Annotated in this window: 21 protein-coding genes; 12 read left to right on the top strand and 9 right to left on the bottom strand. The window is 69.3% G+C overall.

Annotated elements, in window-relative coordinates:
• Positions 1 to 225: 225 nt before the first annotated feature.
• Positions 226 to 1635 (top strand): AAA family ATPase, encoded by a 1410-nt coding sequence (locus IPK71_00105; protein ID MBK8212121.1) that lies wholly within the window; start codon positions 226 to 228, stop codon positions 1633 to 1635.
• Positions 1632 to 2507: a hypothetical protein gene (locus IPK71_00100; protein MBK8212120.1), complete on the top strand. Its 876-nt coding sequence runs from the start codon at positions 1632 to 1634 to the stop codon at positions 2505 to 2507. The genes IPK71_00105 and IPK71_00100 overlap by 4 nt, the downstream gene beginning before the upstream one ends.
• A 399-nt stretch (positions 2508 to 2906) precedes the next feature.
• On the opposite strand, the gene IPK71_00095 is transcribed toward IPK71_00100, so the two are convergent.
• From IPK71_00095 to larB, 3 genes are read right to left on the bottom strand one after another with little or no spacing between them, the layout of a single operon-like run.
• On the bottom strand, positions 2907 to 3719 hold the full coding sequence (locus IPK71_00095) for a hypothetical protein (protein MBK8212119.1): 813 nt from the start codon (positions 3717 to 3719) through the stop codon (positions 2907 to 2909).
• The gene (gene bioD, locus IPK71_00090) at positions 3716 to 4387 is read right to left on the bottom strand and encodes a dethiobiotin synthase (GenBank protein ID MBK8212118.1); all 672 of its coding nucleotides are present in this window, start codon (positions 4385 to 4387) and stop codon (positions 3716 to 3718) included. Before bioD ends, IPK71_00095 begins: the two co-directional genes overlap by 4 nt.
• On the bottom strand, positions 4384 to 5169 hold the full coding sequence (larB, locus tag IPK71_00085; protein ID MBK8212117.1) for a nickel pincer cofactor biosynthesis protein LarB: 786 nt from the start codon (positions 5167 to 5169) through the stop codon (positions 4384 to 4386). Before larB ends, bioD begins: the two co-directional genes overlap by 4 nt.
• 90 nt (positions 5170 to 5259) lie before the next feature.
• On the opposite strand from larB, the gene IPK71_00080 reads away from it, so the two are divergent.
• The gene (locus IPK71_00080) at positions 5260 to 7464 is read left to right on the top strand and encodes an ATP-grasp domain-containing protein (GenBank protein ID MBK8212116.1); all 2205 of its coding nucleotides are present in this window, start codon (positions 5260 to 5262) and stop codon (positions 7462 to 7464) included.
• An 11-nt stretch (positions 7465 to 7475) separates the two neighbouring features.
• Here the strand turns inward: IPK71_00080 and IPK71_00075 are convergent, their stop codons facing one another.
• The 6 genes from IPK71_00075 to IPK71_00050 all read right to left on the bottom strand — a co-directional run bounded on the left by IPK71_00075 (position 7476) and on the right by IPK71_00050 (position 13361).
• Complete coding sequence (locus IPK71_00075; protein ID MBK8212115.1) at positions 7476 to 7970, bottom strand: hypothetical protein; 495 nt, start codon at positions 7968 to 7970, stop codon at positions 7476 to 7478.
• A gap of 103 nt (positions 7971 to 8073) precedes the next feature.
• Positions 8074 to 8604, bottom strand: a complete 531-nt coding sequence (locus tag IPK71_00070; GenBank protein ID MBK8212114.1) for a hypothetical protein — start codon at positions 8602 to 8604, stop codon at positions 8074 to 8076.
• A 78-nt stretch (positions 8605 to 8682) separates the two neighbouring features.
• Entirely contained in the window at positions 8683 to 9894 is a 1212-nt protein-coding gene (locus tag IPK71_00065) for a hypothetical protein (GenBank protein MBK8212113.1), read from the bottom strand.
• A 698-nt stretch (positions 9895 to 10592) separates the two neighbouring features.
• On the bottom strand, positions 10593 to 10793 hold the full coding sequence (locus IPK71_00060) for a hypothetical protein (protein MBK8212112.1): 201 nt from the start codon (positions 10791 to 10793) through the stop codon (positions 10593 to 10595).
• Positions 10794 to 11259: 466 nt separating this feature from the next.
• Positions 11260 to 12015 (bottom strand): hypothetical protein, encoded by a 756-nt coding sequence (locus IPK71_00055; GenBank protein MBK8212111.1) that lies wholly within the window; start codon positions 12013 to 12015, stop codon positions 11260 to 11262.
• A 116-nt stretch (positions 12016 to 12131) separates the two neighbouring features.
• A complete protein-coding gene (locus IPK71_00050; GenBank protein MBK8212110.1) occupies positions 12132 to 13361 on the bottom strand; it encodes a hypothetical protein in 1230 nt (409 codons plus the stop codon).
• A 196-nt stretch (positions 13362 to 13557) separates the two neighbouring features.
• Between IPK71_00050 and IPK71_00045 the strand changes: the two genes are divergently transcribed.
• From IPK71_00045 to IPK71_00005, 9 genes are all read left to right on the top strand, one after another.
• Positions 13558 to 14508, top strand: coding sequence for a hypothetical protein (locus tag IPK71_00045; protein ID MBK8212109.1), 951 nt, complete (start codon positions 13558 to 13560; stop codon positions 14506 to 14508).
• Entirely contained in the window at positions 14505 to 16133 is a 1629-nt protein-coding gene (locus IPK71_00040; protein MBK8212108.1) for a serine/threonine protein kinase, read from the top strand. Before IPK71_00045 ends, IPK71_00040 begins: the two co-directional genes overlap by 4 nt.
• Entirely contained in the window at positions 16130 to 17122 is a 993-nt protein-coding gene (locus tag IPK71_00035; GenBank protein MBK8212107.1) for a hypothetical protein, read from the top strand. The genes IPK71_00040 and IPK71_00035 overlap by 4 nt, the downstream gene beginning before the upstream one ends.
• 3 nt (positions 17123 to 17125) lie before the next feature.
• Positions 17126 to 18043 carry a tRNA 2-thiocytidine(32) synthetase TtcA gene (ttcA, locus tag IPK71_00030; GenBank protein MBK8212106.1) on the top strand — a complete coding sequence of 306 codons (918 nt, stop codon included), beginning with the start codon at positions 17126 to 17128 and terminating at the stop codon, positions 18041 to 18043.
• Positions 18040 to 18705, top strand: a complete 666-nt coding sequence (locus tag IPK71_00025) for a DsbA family protein (protein MBK8212105.1) — start codon at positions 18040 to 18042, stop codon at positions 18703 to 18705. The genes ttcA and IPK71_00025 overlap by 4 nt, the downstream gene beginning before the upstream one ends.
• Positions 18706 to 18802: 97 nt before the next feature.
• Positions 18803 to 19363 (top strand): hypothetical protein, encoded by a 561-nt coding sequence (locus IPK71_00020; GenBank protein ID MBK8212104.1) that lies wholly within the window; start codon positions 18803 to 18805, stop codon positions 19361 to 19363.
• Positions 19364 to 19484: 121 nt separating this feature from the next.
• Positions 19485 to 20696 carry a thiolase family protein gene (locus IPK71_00015; GenBank protein MBK8212103.1) on the top strand — a complete coding sequence of 404 codons (1212 nt, stop codon included), beginning with the start codon at positions 19485 to 19487 and terminating at the stop codon, positions 20694 to 20696.
• Positions 20697 to 20709: 13 nt separating this feature from the next.
• A complete protein-coding gene (locus IPK71_00010) occupies positions 20710 to 21537 on the top strand; it encodes a 3'-5' exonuclease (GenBank protein MBK8212102.1) in 828 nt (275 codons plus the stop codon).
• Between the two features lie 153 nt (positions 21538 to 21690).
• A partial coding sequence (locus tag IPK71_00005; protein ID MBK8212101.1) for a tetratricopeptide repeat protein occupies positions 21691 to 22368 on the top strand: 678 nt, incomplete at its 3' end.

The following is a 22368-nucleotide window of genomic DNA, read 5'->3' as shown; positions in this document are numbered from 1 at the left end:
TCCGGATGCAGGCTCTCGTGCGCATCGTCGACCGGTGGCGTAGGCTTTCTGGCGCCATGAATCTCTCGACCTTCGAGGGCCCGGCGGAGCCCACACCCCGCGGCATGGCCCCGAAGGACCCGCGGCTCTCGAGCGAGGACGGCATCGAGCCGCCGAGGGGAGAGGGGCGCTTGATTCGCCTGCTCCGACTTCACGCTGGACGCCTGACGATATACGCTCCGGGCCGTGTACCTCCGACAGCTCCACACGAGCAACCTGAAGCGCTTGCGCGAATTCAAGCTTGACTTCACGCACGAAGGTAAGCCGCGCATGTGGACCGTTCTCATGGGCGAAAACGGCACAGCGAAGACGTCGATCCTCCAGGCGATCGCGCTCGCCGCCGCCGGCTCGAGGCAGGTGAACACGCTCGCCAAGCCGGTCGCGCGTCATCTGCGCGACCGGCGTCACCCCGACCAGAAACTCACGATCAAGGCCGAATTCGAGTTCGGTCCGCGCGCCCATGGGAAGCACGTACACCCCCTCCGGCCCGGCGCGAAGCGCCTGCGATCAGAACTGTCGCTCGCGTCGAGCTCGTTGTCGCTGGGCGGAGCGGCGACGTACCTCCAAGACGACAAGCCCGTGAAGACCACCGACGATCCGCTCGATCAGGCGCGCGGAGAGAACCGACACCTCTGGTTTGTCGCGGGCTACGGCATCGCGCGCGCGCTCCCCGATGCCGCCTCGACGCCCACGCTCGACTTCCCGTCAATCGATCGGCTATCGCCCCTCTTCGACGCGCGCGCGCCGCTGGCGAGCACGTCGTTTTCGAACCACTTTGCGAAAAAGGATCTCGAGGAGAGCCGAGAAGCCGGCGGCACCTCGCGCATGTATGCCCGAATCTTGAAGGACGTCCTCAAGGCCGGTGGTGCGGACCTGCTGCCTGGGATCATGGACTTCGAGCTGCGCGGGCGGGGAGGGGCAAAGAACGCCCCTGACCTCGTGGAGAGCGATCGGTTTTACCAAGCGATGGGCACCGGGAGGATGGCCGTCGCCGGGGTCGCGCTCTCCCACGGGTTCCAGTCGACGTTCGCGTGGATCGCCGACCTCGTCGGCCACGTGCTCCTGGAGTCGAAGACCGAGCTTGCCCCCGCCGACATCGAGGGGCTGGTGCTGTTGGACGAGATCGACCTCTACCTACATCCTCAGTGGCAGGCGACGATCATCACCGCTCTCCGGCGAATCTTCCCGCGCGTACAGTTCGTCGTCACCACGCACTCACCGGTCGTCCTCGCGTCGTGCGCGCCCCACGAGGTCGTGCGGCTGGTGGTGGATCCGGAGACCGGCGACGTGCAGCGCGGAGCGTGGGATCCGGAGACCGGCGAGCTCGTCGGGACCATCGCACGCGAGCCCGCCCAGCCCGATCCCCGCGTGATGACCGGCAACGAGCTCTACCGAACCTGGTTCGGGCTCGATCGGTCGACTCCAAACCCGTTTGGCAGCGACCTTCGCCGCTACACCGTGCTCGCTAACGATCCGGAGCGCAGCAAGGAGGAGCAGGCGGAGCTGGAGCAGGCTGGCAAAGCACTTGCCGCCGCCGGTGTGACCGACCTGCCTCCGGTCGCAAGGAAGGGCAAGAACCGCGCGGGCGCGTCGTGATCCGCGTCGTCCGGGGTCCCGAGCCGCGCGGTCTTCGGGTTGCACGCAAGCGCAGGTTTGCCAAAGCCCATGCGGACTACGTCGCTGGCGGGTCGGTGAGCGCGCACCTCCACGGCTACGGAACGCCAACCACCAGACGCACGCTCTGGCAGGCGCAGCATGAGAAGTGTGCGTACTGCGAGGTGCACATTCGGCAGTCTAGCAGCCACGTCGAGCACCACCGACCGAAGGACGGCGCGTGGCGTCACAAGCGCGGCACACCGAAAGTGGTCGATTCCGAGCGGTACTGGTGGCTGACGTGGAGTTGGGAGAACCTGCTCTTGTCGTGTGCGAGCTGCAACGATCGGGGGCACAAGGCGAACTTCTTTCCGTTGGTGTCAGGCACCTCGCCGTTGTCTCTCCCACCGAAGACTCCGCTGCCGCCGAAGCCGGCTCCGCTCCCAGCGAGCCTCTGGAGCACTTCGTCCGAGCAGCCCCTCCTGCTCGACCCAGCGAGCCCCATCGTGGATCCGCTCGACCACATCGTATGGGAGCCGACCTTCCCTCACCTCGCCCGAAAGCAGTGGAAGTGGGCGCCGACGTTCCGCACGCCGTTTGGAGAACGGACGATCGACGTCCTCCAGCTACTGGACCTCGCGGACGAGGTTGACGGGTACCTCAACTGCCACGTGCTCTCGCGGGTGGACACCGTGGAGGGGCATGTCGCATCCGGCCGGCTCGCGTCGGCGCAGCAGGAGTGGGCGACGCTCGTCAACGATCTGGTTGACGACCCGAAGGCCCAGTACCGCGCGGCGACGTGGTGCGCGCTGGACCGCTGGATGCCCAGTTCGAGCCGGACACACTACGGCCTCGCCCAACTGACGCGCCCGTAGGGAGCGCGCCTGCACGCATCGACCCGCTGTGCCAACGTCACGTGAGACAGCCTTCGCTTAGGGGGAGACCCAGAGCCCGCGACGCGCGCGCAGCGCTCGAGCGAGCCCCGAGCACCACGAGCTCTGCGCCTCCCCCTATCCGCTCGCAGGCTTTGCGCAAGCGACGGCTCGCGCCGAGCCGAGGAGAAGCAAAGCCGCGAACGGATATTGGGGGAGGCCGACCGGTCGGGAAAAGCAAAACCGCGATCGCCATGAAGGCCGAGGGAAAACGGGACGACTGTGACGTCCCCGGGCTTTTCCTGCCGGGCGGGTGGGGGCACCTGCCTTTTTTTGCCGCTGGGCGGGTGGGGGCACCCCCTGCTCGCTCTCTGCTCTCTGCTCTCTCTGCTCTCTCGTCTCCTACGTCGTCCTCTTCATCCCCACGCGGTACGACGGGAAGGCGAGGGACACCCCGAGCTCGCGGAGGGCGCGGCTCGGGTCGACGCGGCGATCGGCGCGCAAGGTCTCGTGCACCTCGTCGAGCGGCACGTACGGAGGCATCGGGACGCCGTACTCCTCGGCGATGAACCGGACGACCTCTCCGTGGGGCGCGGGCTCGAGATCGCCGACCACGTACGTCTCGCCTCGGACGCGGCTCGCGGCGAGCGCGAGGGCCGCGAGGTCCTCCACGTGGATGCGCGACAGGAAGCGCGTGCCGTCGCCCGGAATTTTATGGGCCCCCGAGGTGACCCGCACGTGGAGGCCGCGGCCCTCGCCGTAGATCCCGGGGGCGCGCAGGACGGTCGCGCCCACGCTTCGCCAGGTGGCCTCGGCGTCGAGCACACGGCGCGCGCGCTCGGGCGGGGCCGCAGGGAGAGGCGTCGTGTCGTCGACGAGGCCGCGGTGGTCGCCGTAGACGCCGACCGTCGAGACGTAGGCGATGGAGTGGGCGCGAGCGCATGCGGGCGCGACGCGGGCGCACGTCGTTCCGTCGGGCGGGTAGGCGACGACCACGTGCGTCTCGGGAGTCACGTACGCGGCGACGCCGGCGTCGAGGTCGGGCTGCGCGAGCACACGGAAGCCCTCGCCCTCGAGGGCTACGCGACGGGCCTCGCTCCGAACCGTGCAACGTACACCGAGCCCCGCGGCCCTCGCGCGCCTCGCGACCGCGGCCCCGGTGAACCCCGCGCCGAGCACGAGGACCTCGCGCACCCCCGGGGCGACGAGCGTCACGGGGTGAGCGCCCAGTCGGCGACGTCCCGGAGGGCCTCGACGCGCTCGTCCTCGTCGGTCGTCCGCGGGACCTCGACGACACGCACGCTCGTGAGGCGCGCGATCGCCTTTCCGTTCGAGCCGGTCGACGCGTCGGCCTCGGCGGGCGCGGTGAGCACGACCCCGAGCACGGGGAGGTGCCTCGCCGTGAGGGCTTCGACGACGAGCCGGGCTTGGCTCACCGTGCCGAGCCGATCGGAGGCCACGAGCAGCACGAGCGCGCCGAGCTCCCGCGCGACGTCCGCGATGGTGGTCTCCCAGGTGAACGGCGAGAGCAGGCCCCCGGCGCCCTCGACGAAGGCCACCTCGGACCCCGCGATGGCCGCCTGGATCTCCGCGATAACCTTCGGAAAATCGAGCGTGAGCCCGGCCCTGTCGGCGGCCTCGGGGGGAGCGACCGGCGCGGGGAGGCGCACGAGGGCCGCGCGTGGTGCGCTCTGCGCGGAGGCGCGTGCGAGCGTGGGCCCGTCTTCTTCGTCGGCGGGGGTCGCGGTGGTGCAGCCCGTCTCGATCGGCTTCACGGCGACGACGCGCATGCCCCGTGAGGCCGCGGCCTTGGCGAGGCCGGCGGTGACCCACGTCTTGCCCACGCCGGTGTCGGTGCCGACGACGACGACGACGTGGCTCATCCCGCGACCTTGGCCTCGCCCGCGAGCTTCGCGGCGGCGGCGATCATGCGGTGGGCCGCGAAGGCCGCGCCGAAGCCGTTGTCGATGTTGCAGACCGTGACCCCGGACGCGCAGCTCGTGAGCATGCCCGCGAGGGCCGCGAAGCCGCTCGCGCCCGCGCCGTACCCGACGGACGTCGGCACCGCGACGACCGGGATCGACACGAGCCCACCGACGACGCTCGGGAGCGCGCCCTCCATGCCGGCCACGACGATGGTGAGCGAGGAGCGATCGAAGATCGAGCGCTTCGACAGGAGCCTGTGGAGGCCCGCGACGCCGACGTCGAACACACGCTCGAACGGGATGCCGAAGGCGCGGAGCGTCTCGGCGCACTCTTCGGCCACGGGCAAGTCGGCCGTGCCGGCGCAGACGAGCGCGACGGGGAGGCACGTGCGGGGAGGTGGCGGGGTGACCTCGATGGTGCCGACGCGCGCGAGCGGCGCGTACACGAGCTCGGGGAGCTCCTCGTGGATGGCCGCGGCCTTCTCGGCCGAGAGGCGCGTGACGAGCACGTTCTCGCCGCGGCGGACGAGCTCCTTCGCGATGCCGACCACGTGGGCCGCGGCTTTTCCTTCTCCGAAGACGACCTCGGGCACGCCTTGGCGGAGCGCCCTGTGGTGGTCGACCGTCGCGTAGCCGAGATCCGCGAAGGGGAGGTCACGGACGCGCTCGACGGCCGCGTCGACGTCCGTCTTTCCGGCGCGCACGTCGTCGAACAGGGCACGGAGGGAGGGAATGTCCACGGTAGAGCTCCTTTCGCCCCAACGACAGGGCGCCGTTGAATACGTGACCCGAGTGTCCTAGGTCAACGCCGGACAAAAAGGGAGATTCGGATGACGTCGAGCATCGGCCAGCTTCGAGAGTCACGCACGGAAGAGGTCACGGCGCGCGTTTCGGCGTGTGTCACGCCGCGTGGGGCGTACGTCGGGTGCAACGAGGTGCTCCGCGTCGTCTCGTGTTGCCCGGGCGCATCGCTCGGGGAGCTCGCGTCGCTGCCGCTCGGCGAGGTGGGGCACGCGCTCGTCGCGCTGCGGTATTTCGCGGTGAACGGGCCCGCGTGGCTCGGTCACTTCGCGTGGGAAGAGCCCCTCTCCCGGCACGACAAAGAGGCCCCCGCCCGTGTCCGTGCGCTCGCCGCGAACGTGGAGGCGGCGAGGGCCGCGGCCGTCGACCGCGCAGCCGAGCTCGAGGGGCTCGGGCTCCGCGAAATCGCGCGCCGGGTCGACAGCGCCGCGCGGCACGAAGCCGAGGGGCTGGTCGTCGTGGTGGGCCTCCTCGTGAGGCCCGACTGGGCCCGCCGTGTGCGCGAGCGGCTCCGCGCCGAGGTGGCCGATTTTGCCGGGGATCCACGCGCGCGTGACCTCCTCTACCTCGCCACGTACGACCTCGCGAGCCTGCCCGCGACCACCGTGAGCGAGGGCGACCTGCGCTACGTGATCGTGGCCGACAAGGGCGAGATGGGCGTGCGCGCCGTGCGTGAGGCCCTCGCCCACGGCGCCGTCCCCGTCGTGCTCTACAACGCGACCGACGACACCGGCGCCCTCCAGGTCCGCATCGCCGAGGCCGCGGGCGGCTTCTCGATCCCGCTCGCGGGCACCTTCCGCGAGTCGTACGCGAGCCCTCAGCGCATCGCCGAGCGTGTCACGGAGACCTACGCGGCGCGCTTCGGCGAGGCCGCGGCCACCGAGCTCGCCCGCTCGGCGCTCTACCCCGGGTACGGGCCGCTCGCCGAAAACACCATGGCGATCCAACACTTCCGGCGATCCGGGATCGTGTTCGTGGGCCCCTCGCAAGACTCGGTCGAGCGCGCCGGAGACAAACGAAAGTTCCGCGCCCTCGCCGAGGCGATCGACCCGAACAAGGTCACGCCCGGCGTCGTGATCGACTCGAACGATCCGGCCGTCATCGAGAAGGTCGTGCGCGAAGCTCACCGCGACGGCAAGTTCACCTTCCCGGGGCGCCTCAAGGCCGCGAACGGCGGAGGTGGTCGCGGGCAGGTCGTGGTGCGCGAGCTCGACGCGCTCACCGCGGCGATCACGAGCGTGCTCGGCCAGATCTCCCAGAACGGCTGGGACCACGGCGTCATGTTCGAGCAGAACGTGCCCGAGACCGTGCACCTCGAGGTGCAGGTGCTCCGCGATCGCTACGGCAACGTGCGGCACTTCGGCATGCGCGACTGCACCGAGCAGCGCGCGAGCCAGAAGATCCAAGAAGAGGCGCCGCCCGCCCTGCTGCGTGACAACCGGGAGCTCATGGAGCGCTGCTGCACGATCGCGACCGGGATCGCCGACGCGGTCGAGTACGTCGGCGCGTGCACCGTCGAGCTTATGTACAAAGACGGCCACGTGTACCTCCTCGAGATGAACACGCGCATCCAGGTCGAGCACCCCGTCACGGAGGAGGCCCACCGCATCCGCACGGCCGACGGCCTCGTGCCGCTCGATCTCGTTCGGCTCCAGCTCGCCATCGCCGCGGGCGAGCCCATCCCGTTCGCGCAGGGCGACATCGTCGAGACGCACGTGGCGCGCGAGATGCGCATCAACGCCGAGTCGTGGAAGCCCGGGCTCAAAGACACGCGCGACGGCAAACGCGGCCTCTTTTTGCCGAACGCCGGCGTCTTCGACGAGATCTTCGTGCCCGACGGGCCGAGCGTGCTCGCGGGTCTCGAGGCGGCCGGTCTCACGGGGATCGCCGAGCTCGTGGTTCGCTTCGACGTGGGCTTCGAGGCGGGCGACAAGCTCGTGAACAAAGACCCGACCTTCGGCAAGCTCATCGTCGCCGTGCGGCCCGCGCCCGGGCACGAGGCCGAGCGCTACGAGCTCCTCCGGAGGGCCTCGATCGCCGTGCTCGAGGCGACGCGCATCGTGGGGCGCCAGCTCATGCCCAACGGCCACGTGCTCGAGGACCGCCCCTTCGAGACCAACATCGCCGCCCACGTCACCGTGCTCGAGAGCCCCATGATGAAGGCCCACGCGCAAGGCACGGCCGTGGGCCGGCACGTCAACTGGGTCGTGGATAGGCTCCGCGCGACGGTGTAGGGGGGCGAGCGTCAGAACGAACGGTCCAACCGTCGACACCCGTCGGCATCGCGATCTGCGTCGTCGAAGTCGACCTCGAACGTTCGTGTGGGGCCGGGGGTTTGGTCGTAGTTGAGACGAACCATGACGGTATGCGGCTCACCTCCGTGAAGGATCACGAACAGCTCGCCAGAGCGGCCGAGCCCGCAAAATCCTCCTGGAGAGTATTGCTTTTTGTACTCGACCTCGTCGAGCAGCACGGCGTTCCTGCAATACCGAAACCCGTCGACCCAAACCGAAGCGCTGGGTTTCGTGGTGAGATCGAGCGCGGGGAAGGTGATCACGACGGCGTCATCGCAAGGAATCCTGTTTTCGACCGTGCACCCCCACGACGCGACGCCCGCGACGCCGCAAAGCGCGACGAGCAGCAGGGAGGCGAGGCCCCTTCGCGATCCCATCCGCCTTCGACCCTCTGGTTTCACGCTGTAGCACCTCCGGCCGCGCCAACCAAGCTTCCGCTCGGCCATGAACCGCCCGTCACGAACTCGGTACGCTCAAGCGCTTCCTTCCTGCTTGGGTCCATCTCTACCCGCATGGGGAATGCTCCATCGAAAACCCCCGGACGGCCGTCTACAGCTTCCCCGAGAGCTCGGTCTTCTCGGTGGTGCGCTCGGGGCGGTCGAGCCACACTCCCCAGACGGCCTTCATGGCGGCCGAGCCCGTGAGCGTGGTCGTGCCCATGCCCTCGACGAACAGGGTCGTCGTCTTCGTGGCCGGGGCGTAGTGGATGGCGATGATGGCGCGAGCGCGGGTCTTCTCCTTCGAGCACGCGCGGAGAAACCCATCGGCCGTGGCCGCGGAGAGCCCGTTCTCGATGAGGCGGGGGCGGAGCACGGCACGGAGCGAGGCGCACGGCATCTCGCCCGTCGGCGTGAGAAGGAAGCGTTTTTCGGTCTCGGCGTCGACGAGGCCGCGCGCGCTACGGGAGCGAGGCAGCTCTTTGATCTCGTGCGTGACCGTGTAGAGCGGCTTGTCGCCCTGCTTGCGGACGGTCACGCCCGTTTGGTAGAAACCGTCGGCGCCAGGGCGCTCGGCATGGGCGGTGGACGCAACAACGAGGGCACAGGCTGCGGCGAGAGTTGCGGAGAAGAGAGTACGCATGTCGTCCTCAAGAAGGGATGGGTGGCGCGGCGGGGCGGGGCGGGGCCTTGCGCGGGGAAGGGGGAGAGGGCGGGCTCGTTAGAGTCCGCTTGGAATGGTGGGGGGCGTGGTGGGACGTCGCATGCGGATGAGGCCGCCCGGTAGGCGCGCCGTTTCCTCCTCCCGCCCAACGGAGACCATGCTCCAGACGTAGTCTTCGTTGACGAACAGCGGAGCCATGAGAGGCACGCCGGGCTCGGCGTCGATATCCCATCCGAGCCCATCCGAGAGGCGAAGGACCCGTACGGCCTTGTCGCGCACCTGGTAGGCGAAGTACCCCGCGTTGGCGATGCCGAAGTAGGGTTCGGCGATCTTTGCGACGGGCCGTTTCACGATCCCGCTTTCGTCGGTCGCGAACGGCGAGGTGTAGAGGGTGACTTCGTTCGTGTCGTCGTTGGTCTCGTACCAGGTGAGGGCAAACCCGTTCTTGCGGTCTACGCTGACGTAGTTCACGTGGAAGCCGGCAGGGGCACGCACGAGCGTTTTGGCAAAACCGCCGTCCGGGACGAAACCGAGCCGCGCGGGAGGATCAGTGAGCACTGCCACGTACCCGCCCGGCACGGGCGCCGGGTTCGCTGCGCCGACGGGTGGGTTCCCGTTGGGTAGGTAGGCGCCGTCGGCGTGGCGAAGCACGGGAGACGAGGGGCCCGCCCCGGCGAACTGGTTCAGAATGGAGTAGCCGTTCGCGGCGACGACGCCTTGGACGATTCCCGGACCGACGATTCCGTCCAGCATGAAGACCTTGAACGTCTGCGGCGCCGCTCGATCCGCCGTGACGAGCATTCGTACCGTCGGTGAGCTGGCGTCGAGGTCGAAGGCTTGGAATACCGAAGCTGAATATCCGCTCGGTCCCGCGTGGAACTGCGTCGGGGTGCACGAAGGGACCGAAACTCGGCCACGAAGGGCGAACTCTCCCGCGCCATCGACCAATTGGCCGACGGAGATCGACCGCGCCTCTCGCGTGGCCCCGATCCGAACCGTGTGGCGCAAGTAGGAGAGATGCACTCCTCGTTCATCTTCGAACATCGCGAGGTGGGGGTGCGGGGTGAAGTACCTGTCCGTTGGGAAGGTCCATGGTCCGATGAAGTGTTTGCAGTCTGGCCGACCCGACGCACATGCCTTCCACGGAAAAGGTGGCGCCGCCACGGCCGGGTCCTTGGCGTAGTAGAGCTCACAATCGCTCGGCACCCCTGGCACCTTGAGCCACTCACCTGGAAAGAGCTCGCCCGAGTCCGGGGATGCGTCGGCCATGGCGTCGTTTTCTCGCGCGTCCCTCGTCGGTGCGTCCTTCTCCCCAGAGGCGTCAACGGACGTGCCGGTGTCGGGCGCCTCCGGCGGTGTCGTTCCCGAGCAGGCCGCGATTCCAATGCCCGTGCACAAGAAGGTGCCACCGAAGGCGGCGAGTAGGTATTTCCTGATCATTGGAAGAGCCCCGCAAAGGAGAGGAGGACACGCGGCGACTGAGCCAAGCCGACCGCAAGAGTCTGCGCGGTGCGCCGCGCCCGCTCAGATGTTTTGGAACGATACATACTGAACGCGACACCCGTTCGCATCCGGCTCCACGTCACCAAAGTCTACCTCGAAAGCTCGTTCGGGGCCGGGCTTTCCGTAGAGGTTGAGGCGAGCCGTAATAGTTAGCTCGGTTCCGTCGGCCAACGGAATGAAGAGCTCGCCAGAACGGCGGAGGCGACACGGGTACCCTCGCGGATTCTTTGAATATTCGGTGTAGTCCAGTGGGATCGCTTCTTTGCAGATGCGAACGCCGTTGCTCCAGAGGCTCGCGCTCGGCGCGGCGCCAAGGTCGAGTGCCGGAAACAAGATGACCAGGCTCTCCCCACACTCAGGTAGATCGGTCACCGTACACCCCGACGTCACCACCCCGCAAAGCGCGACGGCCACCAGCGGGCCCAACACCCTCCGCCACCCGACACGACGCCGCCCGCTTGGGTTCACGGTGTCCACCGCGCCATCCCATCGCCCGAAGCCCCGTCCCGCCGCGAGAGGCGCGGCTCGAGCTGCGTCGCCTCGCGCTCCTCGAGAGGCGTTGCGAGGTTGAGCCCCATGACGTCGGCCTGCTCGCAGCTCCCGCGTCGCGCCTCCCACGGCCCGGCGAGCGTGCGTTCATCTCGGCGGGGGGTAGGGACGTTCATGCGGCTCTCGGTGGGAACGTCGCCGGAGCTCGCCGGCGTAAAGAATTGTCTACGTCAGGCTGCTGGGTGCGGCAAGCGTCGGAACCGCGGACGAGCGCGGGCTGCGAAGGCTCGTCGCGCGCGCCTTCGTGGAGGCTCTCCGGTTGCGGTCCGCGTGCACGCTCGCGATCCTGCGCCGATCGCCCCTCGCAGCGAGAAAGTGGCGCCCGCAACCCCTAAGATCGCCCCTCCCGGCGAAAAAGGGGCGCTCCTAAGCCTTAGGAACGCCCCTTCCGGGCAAAAACAGGCGTTCCTAACCCTTAAGATCGCCCCTTCGCGCGAAAAAGAGGCGTTCCTAACCCTTAAGGACGGGTGTTTTCGAAAAATTGACGCGATCTTAGTCCGTGTAACGCGCCGCGTCCTAGTTCGGGTCGTGCGGCGAGGCCTTTCGACCAAGGGCTCGAAAAACCTCGCCTTTTTGTTCCGCTCAGGCCGGCTCGGGGTCTGGTGTGGGCTCGGGCTCGTCGTCTTCGCGGAGGCCGGGGCTGCGGGCCGAGGGGCGGGCGCGGTCGGCCACTTCGTCGAGCCCGGCGAGGCGGGCGAGGGCTTCGACGAGGGCGCCCGAGCGCTGGAAGGCCCTGTCGTTTTCGTCGAGGGCCTTGGCCTTGGCGGCTTGCGTGGCTTGGCCTTCGCGAGTCTCCCGGGCGACGTCTTTCAATGCCGATTCGAGCGCGTCGAGCTGTGTGTCGAGCTCCTTGCCGAACACCTTGAGGTCGACCTGCACGCCCTTTCGTTTCGGCGCGCCGAGCTTCACCTGCGCGAGGCTCTCCTGCACCTTGCGACCGTACGCGAGGAGCGCCTGAGGATCTTGCGGAGCGGGCCCGGAGAGACCGACCTTCGACAGCGACGCGTTGCCGTACGTGCCCGCGAGGGCGGCGCGCAGATCGATCAACGTCTCGCGGCTCTTCTCGGTGGCGGCGTCGCGTGCCTCGCGAGGGGCTTGGTCGTCTGCCATCTCGAGCTCGTGCGCCTGGTCGGCGGCAGAGAGCGCATCGGAGCGCACCGTGACGAGTGAGCCCAACGCCGCGAGGAGCGGCCCCACGTCGGGGGCTTTGGCGCCCTTCGCGTCGAGTGCGGCTTTCACGCCCTGGACGATGGCAGTCGCGTTCGTTTCGATGGTCTGCGCGAGCGCACGCGAGGCCTTCGCGCGGTCGGAGACCTGCTTGGAATACCCTTTGGCCATAGAATTTGCTCCCCCCGTGGACCCGTGCTCCACGAGTGGCGTAGGGCTACGGCCAGGCGCCTTCGATGGCGAGGGTTTTGTGACGGGGTGGGGGGGAAGTGAGCGGCACGCTCGTTCTACCGCGCGCTCTTCACCACACGATTCACGTGGGCCACCACCTCGGCGGTCTCTTGGCTCACACGTGGGCTCACCGAGGCGCGATCTCCGAAATAGCCGAAGGCGCGGAGCTCGTTCGTGGCGAATGGGCGATCGCGCGTGACCTCTCCGCCTCGAGGGGAGACGTACCGCTCCGACTCGGCGCCTACGAGCGGCCTCACCGAAGCCGCGTACGACTCGGCCGCGTGGGCCACGTGGCAGCTCACGCAGTCGACCGTGTCGGGGGAGTGGGCCTTCGGGCTCTCCAGCCGATAGAGCATGGCGAGGGAGCTCGTGAGCTCCTCGGGGGAGGCCGCCTCGAGCCGCTTCTTGTCGAAGAAGAGGGCGAGCTTGGCCATGCTGTCGGTCGAAGGGAACGCCTCGGCCGCCTCGAACGTGCGGCCCTCGATGTCGCGGTTCACGAACGACTGCACCGTGGTCTTCGCGCTCGGGATCGTGATGGGCACGAGGCCCTTCCCCTCGACCTCGAAGCCACCGAAGCGCCACGCGAGCCCGACGTGCTCGAGCCCCATGAACGTGACCCGCGTGAGCGTCGACCGCCCGGCGACGGCGAGCAGCGACTCACGAAGCGCCTTCGCGCCCGTGCCCCCGAGCCCCGCGGCGAGCACGGGGTGGACACGCGGGTTGCCAGCGTAGGCCCCGACGCCGCTCGACTCACGGAGCGCCACGACCTCGGCGAGCAGCTTCGAGAGCTCGGCGCGTGTCACCGTATAGAAGAGGTGGAGCGCGAGATCCTGCGTGGTGAGCCCCGAGCCCGGCTTCGGGAGGACGGGCTGCATGACGAGCCGCACCTGGTTCTTGCAGGCGGCCTCGTCCGGCACACCTAGGCCCGGAAAACATGGGTCGATCCGGACAGATACGACACGAAAGAGCGTGTAGAGATCGCCGTTCGGCGTGAGCACGTCGAGGCCGGGGAGGCCGTCGTAGAGGTCCCTCGGGAGGAGCGCGCCGCGTGGGCCTGCGGTGGTCGTGCCGAGGAGCTCGACGCGCTGCGCGTGCGGAACGGCGAGGGGATAGAGGAACGACACGTCGTCCGTGCCGACGTCGCTCGTGAGGCGCTCGGGGCGCTCCGCGATCGCCGCGGTCTCGCCCTCGCACCCGAGCGCACCCGCGACCGCGACCGCGATCACCGACGCGACGAGGCCGAGCCGACCACGCCGCGCGACACGAGCGAGAGGATGCGACGTCACTCTCCAAGGGTGCCCTCTCGAGGGAAGCTCGACCAGCGGGATCGTATCGCGCGGGGACGCGGCGTGAGGGCGGAGAAACGGGGAGGGCGCAAGAGCCAACCGGGCCGCAAAAGGTGCGGCTTCTCGAGGGGTTTCGGATGCTTTCCTGCGCCCCGTTTCCTTTTCGCGGGCAAGTGACGGTGGTACCGTGGAGGCGATGTCCCTTCGCCGTGTGCTCCGTTCGGCCCTGTCGGCTGCCGCTCTCGTCTCGCTCGTCGCGGCGTGCCAAGCCCTCGTGTCGTCGGACGTGGTCCAGTGCTCGTCCGACGCCGACTGCACCTCCCGCGGCGGCGCGTTCGCGGGCACACGCTGCCAAGAGAACCTGTGCACCGCGCCGACCGTCGTCACGACCGACGGAGGCGTCGATGCGAGCGTCGACGCGACCCCGGTCGACCCGAAGTGGGGCTGCCTCGGCAACGTGCAGTGGCCACCCCAGAGCGGCACCGAGAAGGTGAAATTCCGCGAGCGGTTCCGCCGGCTCGTGAGCGCGACGCCGATCGTCGGGCTCAAGGTGAAGGCGTGCGCGTCCCTCGATCCGGAGTGCAACTCGCCGGTGGCGCAGGCCGAGACCGACGCGAAGGGCGACGTCGTGCTCGACTTGCCCAAACACTTCCGCGGCTACCTGCACATGCCGACCGGGCCCGACTCGTTCCGAGACATGGCCCCCACGATCTACGCGGTCTACCCTCCGCCCGATAAGGACTCGGACCTCGTCACGGAGCCCGAGCTCGCCAAGGTGCCCATCGCCGTCAGCATCGCGGAGCTCGACTTCTTGCTCGCGCAGGTGAAGACGTCGACCGACCCGAACCTCGGCCACATCTTCGGCCTCGTGACCGACTGCAAGTTCGCTCCCGTGGGCGGCGTCTCGGTGAAGGCCGTCCAGAACGACCCGAAGACCGTGCAGTACTATTACGAGGGCAACGACACCCCGACCGTCACCCGCAAAGAGACGGACCCGTCCGGCAACGCGGGGTTCTTGAACCTCCCGTCGGGCATCATCTCGATCGAGACGACCATCCCCGCGCAAGGCAACAAGCGCACGGGCTCGTACTCGGTGCTCGTGAAGAGGGGCTCGGTCACCATCTTGAACATGGTGCCCACGCCGTGACCGAAGATCCGCGCACCATCGGCGATTACCGCCTCGTCGCGAGCTTGGGCTCGGGCGGGATGGCGCGCGTGTTCCTCGCGATCTCCCAGCGCACCGGCGGTTTTCAGAAGCTCCTCGTCATCAAGACGCTCCGCACCGAGATCGCCGAAGACCCCGAGTTTCGTCGCATGTTCCTCGACGAGGCCCGCGTCGCCGCGCGCCTCAACCACCCGAACGTCGTGCACACGTACGAGGTCGGCGAGGATCCGGACGGGCGCATCTTCATCGCCATGGAGTACCTCGAGGGGCAGGCGTTCTCTTCGGTGCTGACGCGTGTGGGGCGAGACGCCCTGTCGCTCGCCGTGGGGCTCCGCGTGCTCGCCGACTCCCTCGCCGGCCTCCACTACGCCCACGAGCTCTGCGACTTCGACGGCCGCCCCCTCGGCCTCGTGCACCGTGACGTGAGCCCGCAGAACGTGTTCGTGCTCTACGGCGGCTTCTCCAAGATCCTCGACTTCGGGATCGCCAAAGGCACGCTCTCCGTCGGCGAGACGAAGAGCGGCGTCATCAAGGGCAAGGCCGGCTACATGGCGCCCGAGCAGGTCACGGGCGGCGCGATCGATCGCCGCGCCGACGTGTTCGCGGTCGGCGTGATGCTCTGGGAGCTGCTCGCGCAAAAGCGCCTCGTCGCCCGGACGGACGACGAGGTGGCCGTGCTCGCGCGCCGCATGCACGGAAAAGACCCGAAGATCCGAGAGGTTGCGAAGGACGCTCCCGAAGAGCTCCTCGCCATCTGCGAGCGCGCGATGGCCCTCGCGCCGGACGATCGCTACCCCACCGCGGCCGCGATGCAAGAGGCCATCGAGGGGTACCTCGCCAAGGTCGGTGGGGGAGACGCGCGCGCCGTCGCCGCGTGCCTCGAGTCGCCCTTCAAGGACGACCGCTCGAAGGTGCGCCGTGTGGTCGAAGAGGGCATGCGCGCGCTGGAGACGTCGGGCTCGATCCCGTCGCTTCGTGTGAGCCAGGCCTCCACGTCGGGCGTGGGCTCGGGCGCGGGAGCGGGCTCGGGCTCGGGCTCTCGCCCCGGTCCCACGTCCGTCGAGCCCACGGGCCCCACGTCGGCCGCCGCTCCGCTCGCGGGGACGGTGCCGCCCGAGGCCGAAAAGAAGAAACCCTGGGCCCTCGTCGGCGGGGCGGTCGGTGTGGTCACCGTCGTCGCGGTGCTCGCCGTCCTCGCGGGCCGCGCGACGGGCACGAAGGCGCCAGCCACCGAAGAGCCCAAACCTTCGGCCTCCCCTTCGCTCGTCACCAAGGAGCCGGCCGCGCCTCCGTCGTCGGCCGCGCCCGTGGCCGAGAAGGGCTTTCGCGCCAAGATCACGACGGTGCCGAAGGGCGCGCTCGTCTTCGTCGACGGAGTGCCCGCTACGAACCCGTTCGAAGGCGAGCTCGACGCGGGCGCCCACAAGGTGCGTGTGCAAGCCTCGGGCTTCCGCACGGCCGAGCGCACGATCGCCGCGTCCGATGGCCCGGAGATCCTCGTGACGCTCGAGGCGTTGCCTCAAGGTCAGGCCGAGGCCCCGGCGCTCCCGACGGGCCGACCCAAGAAACCGAAGCGCGACATCGACGACACGGACCCCTACAAATGAAGCCCATTTACGCCGCGCTCACGCTCGCTTGCCTCTCCGCGACGGTCACCCTCGCGCGCCCCGCGCACGCCGAGCCCCCGACGGCCAAGGCCCAAGAAGAGGGGCGCACGCACTTCACGCGGGGCGTCGCCCTCTTCAAAGACACGGACTTTCGCGCCGCGCTCATCGAGTTCAAGAAGGCCTACGAGATCGCGCCGAGCTTCAAGGTCCAATACAACATCGGGCAGACCTGCCTCGAGCTCCAGGACTACTCCTGTGCGCTCTCGGCCTTTCAGAAATACCTCTCCGAAGGCGCCAAAGACGTGCCCGCGGCGCGCCGCAAAGAGGTCGAGAAAGAGGTCACGCGCCTCGCCTCGCTCATCGCGCACGTGCGCGTCGGCGTGAACAAAGAGGGCGCCGAGATCGCGGTCGACGACGTCGTCGTGGGCAAGAGCCCGCTCAAAGAGCCGCTCGTCGTGGGCGCCGGCCGTCACAAATTCAGCGCGACGCTCTCTCCGCTCCTCCCGGCCACCAAGGTGGTCGACGTGGCGAGCGGCGACAACCTCGACGTGACCCTCGAGCTCGCCGAGCCGACCGTGGCCCCGCCACCTGCCCCGGTCGTCGTCGCGCCGCCTCCGGAGCCTGCTCGTGCCCCCGCGCCGCTCGCGCCCGCTCCCGATCGTGTCGAGCAGCCCTCGCGTACGCCCTTCTACATCGGCGTCGTGAGCACCGTGGCCCTCGCCGCGGGGGCCGGTGTGCTCGGCGGCCTCTCGCTCGGGGCGAAGGGCTCCCTCGACGACAAGGCGGGCCAATTCGGCGTAACTCCCCAGGAAATGGAGTCCGCGCGGTCCGACGTGAAGACGCTCACGCTCGCCACCGACATCGTCGCGGGCGTGGCGATCGTCGCGGGCGTCGTCACCACGGTGCTCTACTTCACGACGTCGCCCAAGGCCGAGGCCAAGAGGGCCGCGACCGCCCCCGTGTGGCTCACGGGGCGCGTGGCGTTCTGAGCCATGGCGAGCGACGCGAAGCGCCTCGAGCGACACCTCGCGCGCACGATCCTCGGTACGTGCAGGACGCACGCGTTGCTCGAGCCCGGGGACCGCGTGCTCGTGGCCGTCTCGGGGGGCAAAGACAGCCACGCGCTCCTCTATTTTTTGCGGCAGCACGCGCACGCCATGGGGTTTCCGGTGTCGCTCGTCGCCGTGCACCTCGATCAACGTCAGCCCGGCTACGACGGGCGCGCGCTCGTCGCGTACCTCGAGGCGAGCGGGGTCGACTTCGAGATCCTCTCGGAGGACACCTACTCGGTCGTGAAAGAGAAGCTCGCGCCGGGCGCCACCACCTGCTCGCTCTGCTCGCGCCTCCGCCGCGGCATTTTGTACGAGGCCGCCGAGCGCCTCGGGTGCACCAAGATCGCGCTCGGGCATCACCGCGACGACGGCATCGAGACGTTCCTCTTGAACCTCTTTTATGGGGGCAAGCTCCAGGCGATGCCCGCGAAGTTCCGCACCGACGACGGGCGCTTCGAGGTGATTCGCCCCCTCGTCGACTGCGCCGAGGCCGACATCGCCGCGTTCGCCGCGGAGAAGGGGTTCCCCATCTTGCCGTGCAACCTGTGCGGCTCCCAAGAGGGGCTTCGGCGCGAGCGCGTGGCCGAGCTGCTCACGACGCTCGAGCGCGAGAACCCGACGCTCCGGGCCACGATGCACGCCGCGCTCGGCAACGTGCGCCCCTCGCACCTGCTCGACCCCGAGGTCCGCGACGCCTGGAACGCGAGGCCCGCCCACGTGAGGCCGCTCGCGCCGGTAGCTCGGGAGAAGCACTTCGAGGCGAAGCCGGTGGTGGCGAAGCGTCGCCTGCCGCTCGTCCACGACGAGGGTGGCGCCATCGCCGAAGGTGGGGTGGAGAACGAGAGGAGCGTGCCATGACGAAGAAGCTCGCCGTGAGCTACTTCACGGATCCGTTGTGTGTGTGGGCTCTCGTCGCGCAGGCGAAGCTCGAGCGGCTGCTCTCCGAGATGGGCGCGCACGTCGAGGTCGACTACCGCATCGTGCCCGTGTTCGGCAGCGTGCCTTGGCGGTTCGAGCAAGGCCCATGGGCAAAAGATGGCGTCGAGGGGCGCATCTCCGCCACGCGCCGCATCGCCGAGCAGGCCGGTCGCACCGACGTGTCGGGCGAGTGTTGGCGCGTGATGCCCGCGTCGTCGTGGGCGCCGTCGGCCGCCATCAAGGCCGTCTTCGCGCTGCCCGAAGGGGAGGGATCGCGCGTCGGCCCGTCGTACCAGCTCGCGCTCCGTGAGGCGTTCTTCGTCCGCGAAAAGAACATCGCGCGGCGCGACGTGCAGCTCGAGGTCGCCGAAGGCCTCGGCATCCCCCGCGCGCCGATCGAAGCGCGCCTCGACGACGGCTCGGCCATCGCGATGGTGTGGGAAGACGCGAACGAGAAGGACCGCCTCAAGATCCAGGGCTCACCGACGTTCGTCTTCGACGGTGGGCGCACGATGCTCTACGGAAACTTCTCGTTCGGTGTGCTCCACGCCACCTGCGAGGAGCTCGTGCGAGGGCTCTTCCCGGGTGGCTCGGCCTGCTGACGATCGCACCCGCGCGGGACGCTCTCGGTCCTCGTGGCGTGGATCCCGGGCGCCTCTTCGGGCCCGTATCGAAGCGCGTAACATGCCGTAACGGCTCATGTTTCGAGTGTGGCACGGCGCGTGGATAGGGGAGACTCGTCGGCGTCGTCGTGACGCCCCCCACCGAGGAGTCTCCCATGGCCGCTCTCCGTCTCGCTCTCGTAGGTTCGTTGCTCGTCGCGCTCGGCTCCGGGGGTGTGCTGCCGAAGCATCGGACGTCGACGTCGACGACGACGCCGTCGGCGAGAGCGCGGAGGCCTTCAGCACGGCGACCCGCTTCACCGCGCGGGGGACGGGCTACTACCCTGACGCGAGCCCGCTCGAGGGGGGCTTCGTCGATCGCCGTGGAAAGCCGCTGCGCACGCTCCAGCAGTACCTCGCCGGCAAGGCGGACTACGTCTCGGTCGCCATGGACGCCAAGGCCTTCCCGTACGGCACGAAGCTCCGCATCCACGAGCTCGAACGAAAGTACGGCCGCACGATCGAGTTTCGTGTGGTCGACACCGGCGGCGCCTTCAAGGGCAAGTGGACCTCGCGCATCGACATCTGCACGGCCAACGAGCGCGCGAGCCTCGACGCGACCATCAACGGGACGCTCACGATCGATCGGGTGCGCTGACGCCAACCTCCGGAGGTCATGGGCCTTTTGACCTCCGAACGATCGGCGTCGCGCGCCGTCCGCGCAGGCTCGCGCGTTTTTCGCTTCTCGCGGACGAAAAGGGATGAAAGCCTCCCGCGCGATGTCGCTTCGTTCTGCCTATCTCGCCCTCGCCATTCGCACGCCGATCGGTCGTCACCGCGGCTCTCTCTCCCCGGTGCGCGCCGACGACTTGGCCGCGCTCCTCGTTCGTGAGGCGGTCGCGCGCCACCCGTTCCTCGCGTCGCGCACGGACCACGTCGTCTTCGGCGCCACGAACCAGGCCGGCGAGGACAACCGCAACGTCGCGCGCATGGCCGCCCTGCTCGCGGGGCTCCCGTACGAGGTGCCCGCGGTCACCGTGAACCGCCTCTGCGGCTCGGGCCTCGAGGCCGTGTGCGACGCGACCCGCCGCATCGCCACGGGAGACGCGGACACCGTGCTCGCGGGTGGCGTCGAGAGCATGACCCGCGCCCCGTACGTCTTCGGCAAGGCCGACGAGCCCTTCGCGCGCTCGGCCCCCAAGGTGTTCGACACGAGCCTCGGGTGGCGCTTCGAGAACCCGAAGATGGCCGCGCGCTTCCCGCTCGAGAGCATGGGCGAGACGGCCGAGAACGTCGCCGAGAAGTGGAAGATCTCGCGCGAGGAGCAAGACGAGTTCGCGCTCGCGTCGCAGAAAAAAGCAGCCGCGGCGTGGGCCGAGGGGCATTTCGCCGCCGAGCTCTGCCCGGTGCCCGTCCCGTCGGCTAAGGGGAAGGGCCAAGAAGAGTCGTTCGCCACCGACGAGTCCGTGCGCGGCGACGTGACGATCGAAGGCCTCGCCAAGCTGCGCCCCGTCTTCAAGAAGGAAGGCACGGTGACGGCGGGCAACAGCTCTCCCCTCAACGACGGCGCGAGCCTCGTCTGCGTGGTCGACGAGGCCACGCTCGCGCGCGAGTCGCTCGTGCCGCTCGCCCGCATCGTCTCGTACGCGACCACGGCCCTCTCCCCGAGCCTCATGGGAGAGGGGCCCATCGAGGCCGGAAAAAAGGCCCTCTCGCGCGCCGGGTGGTCCGTCGGGGACCTCGACCTCGTCGAGCTCAACGAGGCCTTCGCGGCCCAGTCGATCGCGTGTGTCCGTGGGCTCGAGCTCGACCCGGCGAAGGTGAACGTGCAGGGAGGCGCCATCGCCCTCGGCCACCCGATCGGCTCGAGCGGCTGCCGAATCCTCGTCACGTTGGCCCATGCCCTCGCGAGGACCGGAAAAAAGCGCGGTATGGCTGCGCTTTGTGTCGGCGTCGGTCAAGGTATAGCCATGACCATCGAGCGCGCATAAGGGGGCTTTCGCGGTGGGGAAGGACGAACCGCAAGGAGAGCTCTGGGAGAGGCCGCTCGACGAGGTCCCGCTCGCGTTCCTCGATCTCGAGATGACCGGGCTCGAGCTCGCTCGGGATCGGGTCGTCGAGGTGTGCATCGAGCGTGTGGTCGGAGGTGTGTGCGTCGACCGCGTCGAGTCCCTCGTGTGGCCCGGGGACGATCGCGCCGGGGGCGCCTCGGAGGTGCACGGGCTCTCGGCGGAGGTGCTCGCGGGCGCGCCGCCTTTCGAGACGATCGCGGGCGACGTGCGGCGCATCCTCGAGGGAGCCGTCCCGGTCGCGCATGCGGCCCCGTGGGACGCACGTTTTCTGCGGCAGGAGCTCGAGCGCGCCGGGCACCCGATGGAGCTCGAGCACTGGGTCGACACCCTCGCGCTCTCGCGGCGGAGCTTCCTCCTGCCGAACCACTCGCTCGTCGCGCTCCGCGCGCATTTCGGCCTGCCGTGCGACGCGGCGCACCGGGCCTCGGGCGACGTGCGCGCGCTCCGCGACATCTTCGCGCGCTGCTGCGAGGTGCTGAAGCCCACGTCCGCGAAAGACCTCTGGGAGACACGCATCCACTCCGAGAGAGCGCGCGCGGCCATCGTCGCGCAGCTCCAAGCGGCGGCCGAGTCGGGCGCGCCGGTGAAGGTCGCGTCGCGTGGGGCGGGCCGTCCCATCCGCGAGATGGTGGTGCGTGTCACCGCGCTGGAGCTCGAGGCCGATCCTCCCCGCGCTCTCGGGTACACGCTCCCGGGGCGCGCGCGGGTCACCCTGCGGCTCGACCGCGTGGTGCGGGCCGAGCCGGCCGAAGAGCCCTGAACGGGCGCACCCCACCGTCCTCGTCGCGTGCCGAATCGCCTCGCGCTCCCTTCAAGATTGCGAGATTCGGCCGTTCGGCCTACCCACTCGCCCTGACCGCCGTCCCCGACGGCCCAGCCAGGCGCGCGACTCCGCGGGCCACCCACGGAAATCATGCGCCTTTTGCCCCTTCGCTCCCTCTCGCTCGCCCTCGCCCTCGCCGGGGCGGCCCTCTCCGGCACGGCGTGCGGCCCCACGGTCGAGGGGCCCGGCGCGCGCTCTCCCGTCGCGGAGAAATGGCAGCTCCGCGCCAAGGCCAGCTACCGCTCGGGAGACTTCGACGACGCCGCCCAGGCGTGCGACAGCGGCATCCAGGTCGCCCCGAAAGACGTTGAAATTCGGGTACTTGCGGCACGTGTGGCGCTCGCCAAGCTCGACTTCACCAAGGCCGCGAAGCTCACAGAAGGCCTCGACGCGACCGACGCGCACGCCGTTCGGGGCCGCGCCCTCTGGTACCTCGGCGACATGGAGCAGGCGGCCGACGAGCTCGAGGCCATGCTCCGCGACCCGCAGGTCAAAGATCCGTGGGCGCGTGACGTCGCCAAGCTCGCGCGCCGCGGGCACGGGCGGCACCCGTTCGCGATGGAAGGTGGCCTGCTCGCCGCGGTCGACATGCCGCAGGCCGGCCCCGCGCTCATCGTGCCCTTCGAGATCGAGGGGGAGCAGGTGCTCGGCATGGTGTCCACGGCGGTGGGGGAGCTCGTGGTCGACTCGGCCTCGCGCAAGGAGCCCGCGTGGGTGAACCTGCGCTTCGGGCAGAACGTCGAGGTGAAAGACGTCCCCGCGTTCACG

It is taken from the genome of Myxococcales bacterium (genome assembly GCA_016712525.1).
Lineage (GTDB): Bacteria > Myxococcota_A > Polyangia > Polyangiales > Polyangiaceae > JAAFHV01.
The sequence above is the reverse complement of the archived record's forward strand: the minus strand, read 5'-3'. Positions and strand labels throughout refer to the sequence as shown.

What these genes read in the sequence shown, in the direction of transcription:
- bioD (MBK8212118.1), bottom strand. Translation starts at nt 4,387, where the DNA reads ATGAGCCACGTCGTCGTCGTCGTCGGCACCGACACCGGCGTGGGCAAG.
- IPK71_00080 (MBK8212116.1), top strand. Translation starts at nt 5,260, where the DNA reads ATGACGTCGAGCATCGGCCAGCTTCGAGAGTCACGCACGGAAGAGGTC.
- IPK71_00075 (MBK8212115.1), bottom strand. Translation starts at nt 7,970, where the DNA reads ATGGCCGAGCGGAAGCTTGGTTGGCGCGGCCGGAGGTGCTACAGCGTG.
- IPK71_00070 (MBK8212114.1), bottom strand. Translation starts at nt 8,604, where the DNA reads ATGCGTACTCTCTTCTCCGCAACTCTCGCCGCAGCCTGTGCCCTCGTT.
- IPK71_00065 (MBK8212113.1), bottom strand. Translation starts at nt 9,894, where the DNA reads ATGGCCGACGCATCCCCGGACTCGGGCGAGCTCTTTCCAGGTGAGTGG.
- IPK71_00060 (MBK8212112.1), bottom strand. Translation starts at nt 10,793, where the DNA reads ATGAACGTCCCTACCCCCCGCCGAGATGAACGCACGCTCGCCGGGCCG.
- IPK71_00055 (MBK8212111.1), bottom strand. Translation starts at nt 12,015, where the DNA reads ATGGCCAAAGGGTATTCCAAGCAGGTCTCCGACCGCGCGAAGGCCTCG.
- IPK71_00045 (MBK8212109.1), top strand. Translation starts at nt 13,558, where the DNA reads ATGTCCCTTCGCCGTGTGCTCCGTTCGGCCCTGTCGGCTGCCGCTCTC.
- IPK71_00035 (MBK8212107.1), top strand. Translation starts at nt 16,130, where the DNA reads ATGAAGCCCATTTACGCCGCGCTCACGCTCGCTTGCCTCTCCGCGACG.
- ttcA (MBK8212106.1), top strand. Translation starts at nt 17,126, where the DNA reads ATGGCGAGCGACGCGAAGCGCCTCGAGCGACACCTCGCGCGCACGATC.
- IPK71_00025 (MBK8212105.1), top strand. Translation starts at nt 18,040, where the DNA reads ATGACGAAGAAGCTCGCCGTGAGCTACTTCACGGATCCGTTGTGTGTG.
- IPK71_00020 (MBK8212104.1), top strand. Translation starts at nt 18,803, where the DNA reads ATGTTTCGAGTGTGGCACGGCGCGTGGATAGGGGAGACTCGTCGGCGT.
- IPK71_00015 (MBK8212103.1), top strand. Translation starts at nt 19,485, where the DNA reads ATGTCGCTTCGTTCTGCCTATCTCGCCCTCGCCATTCGCACGCCGATC.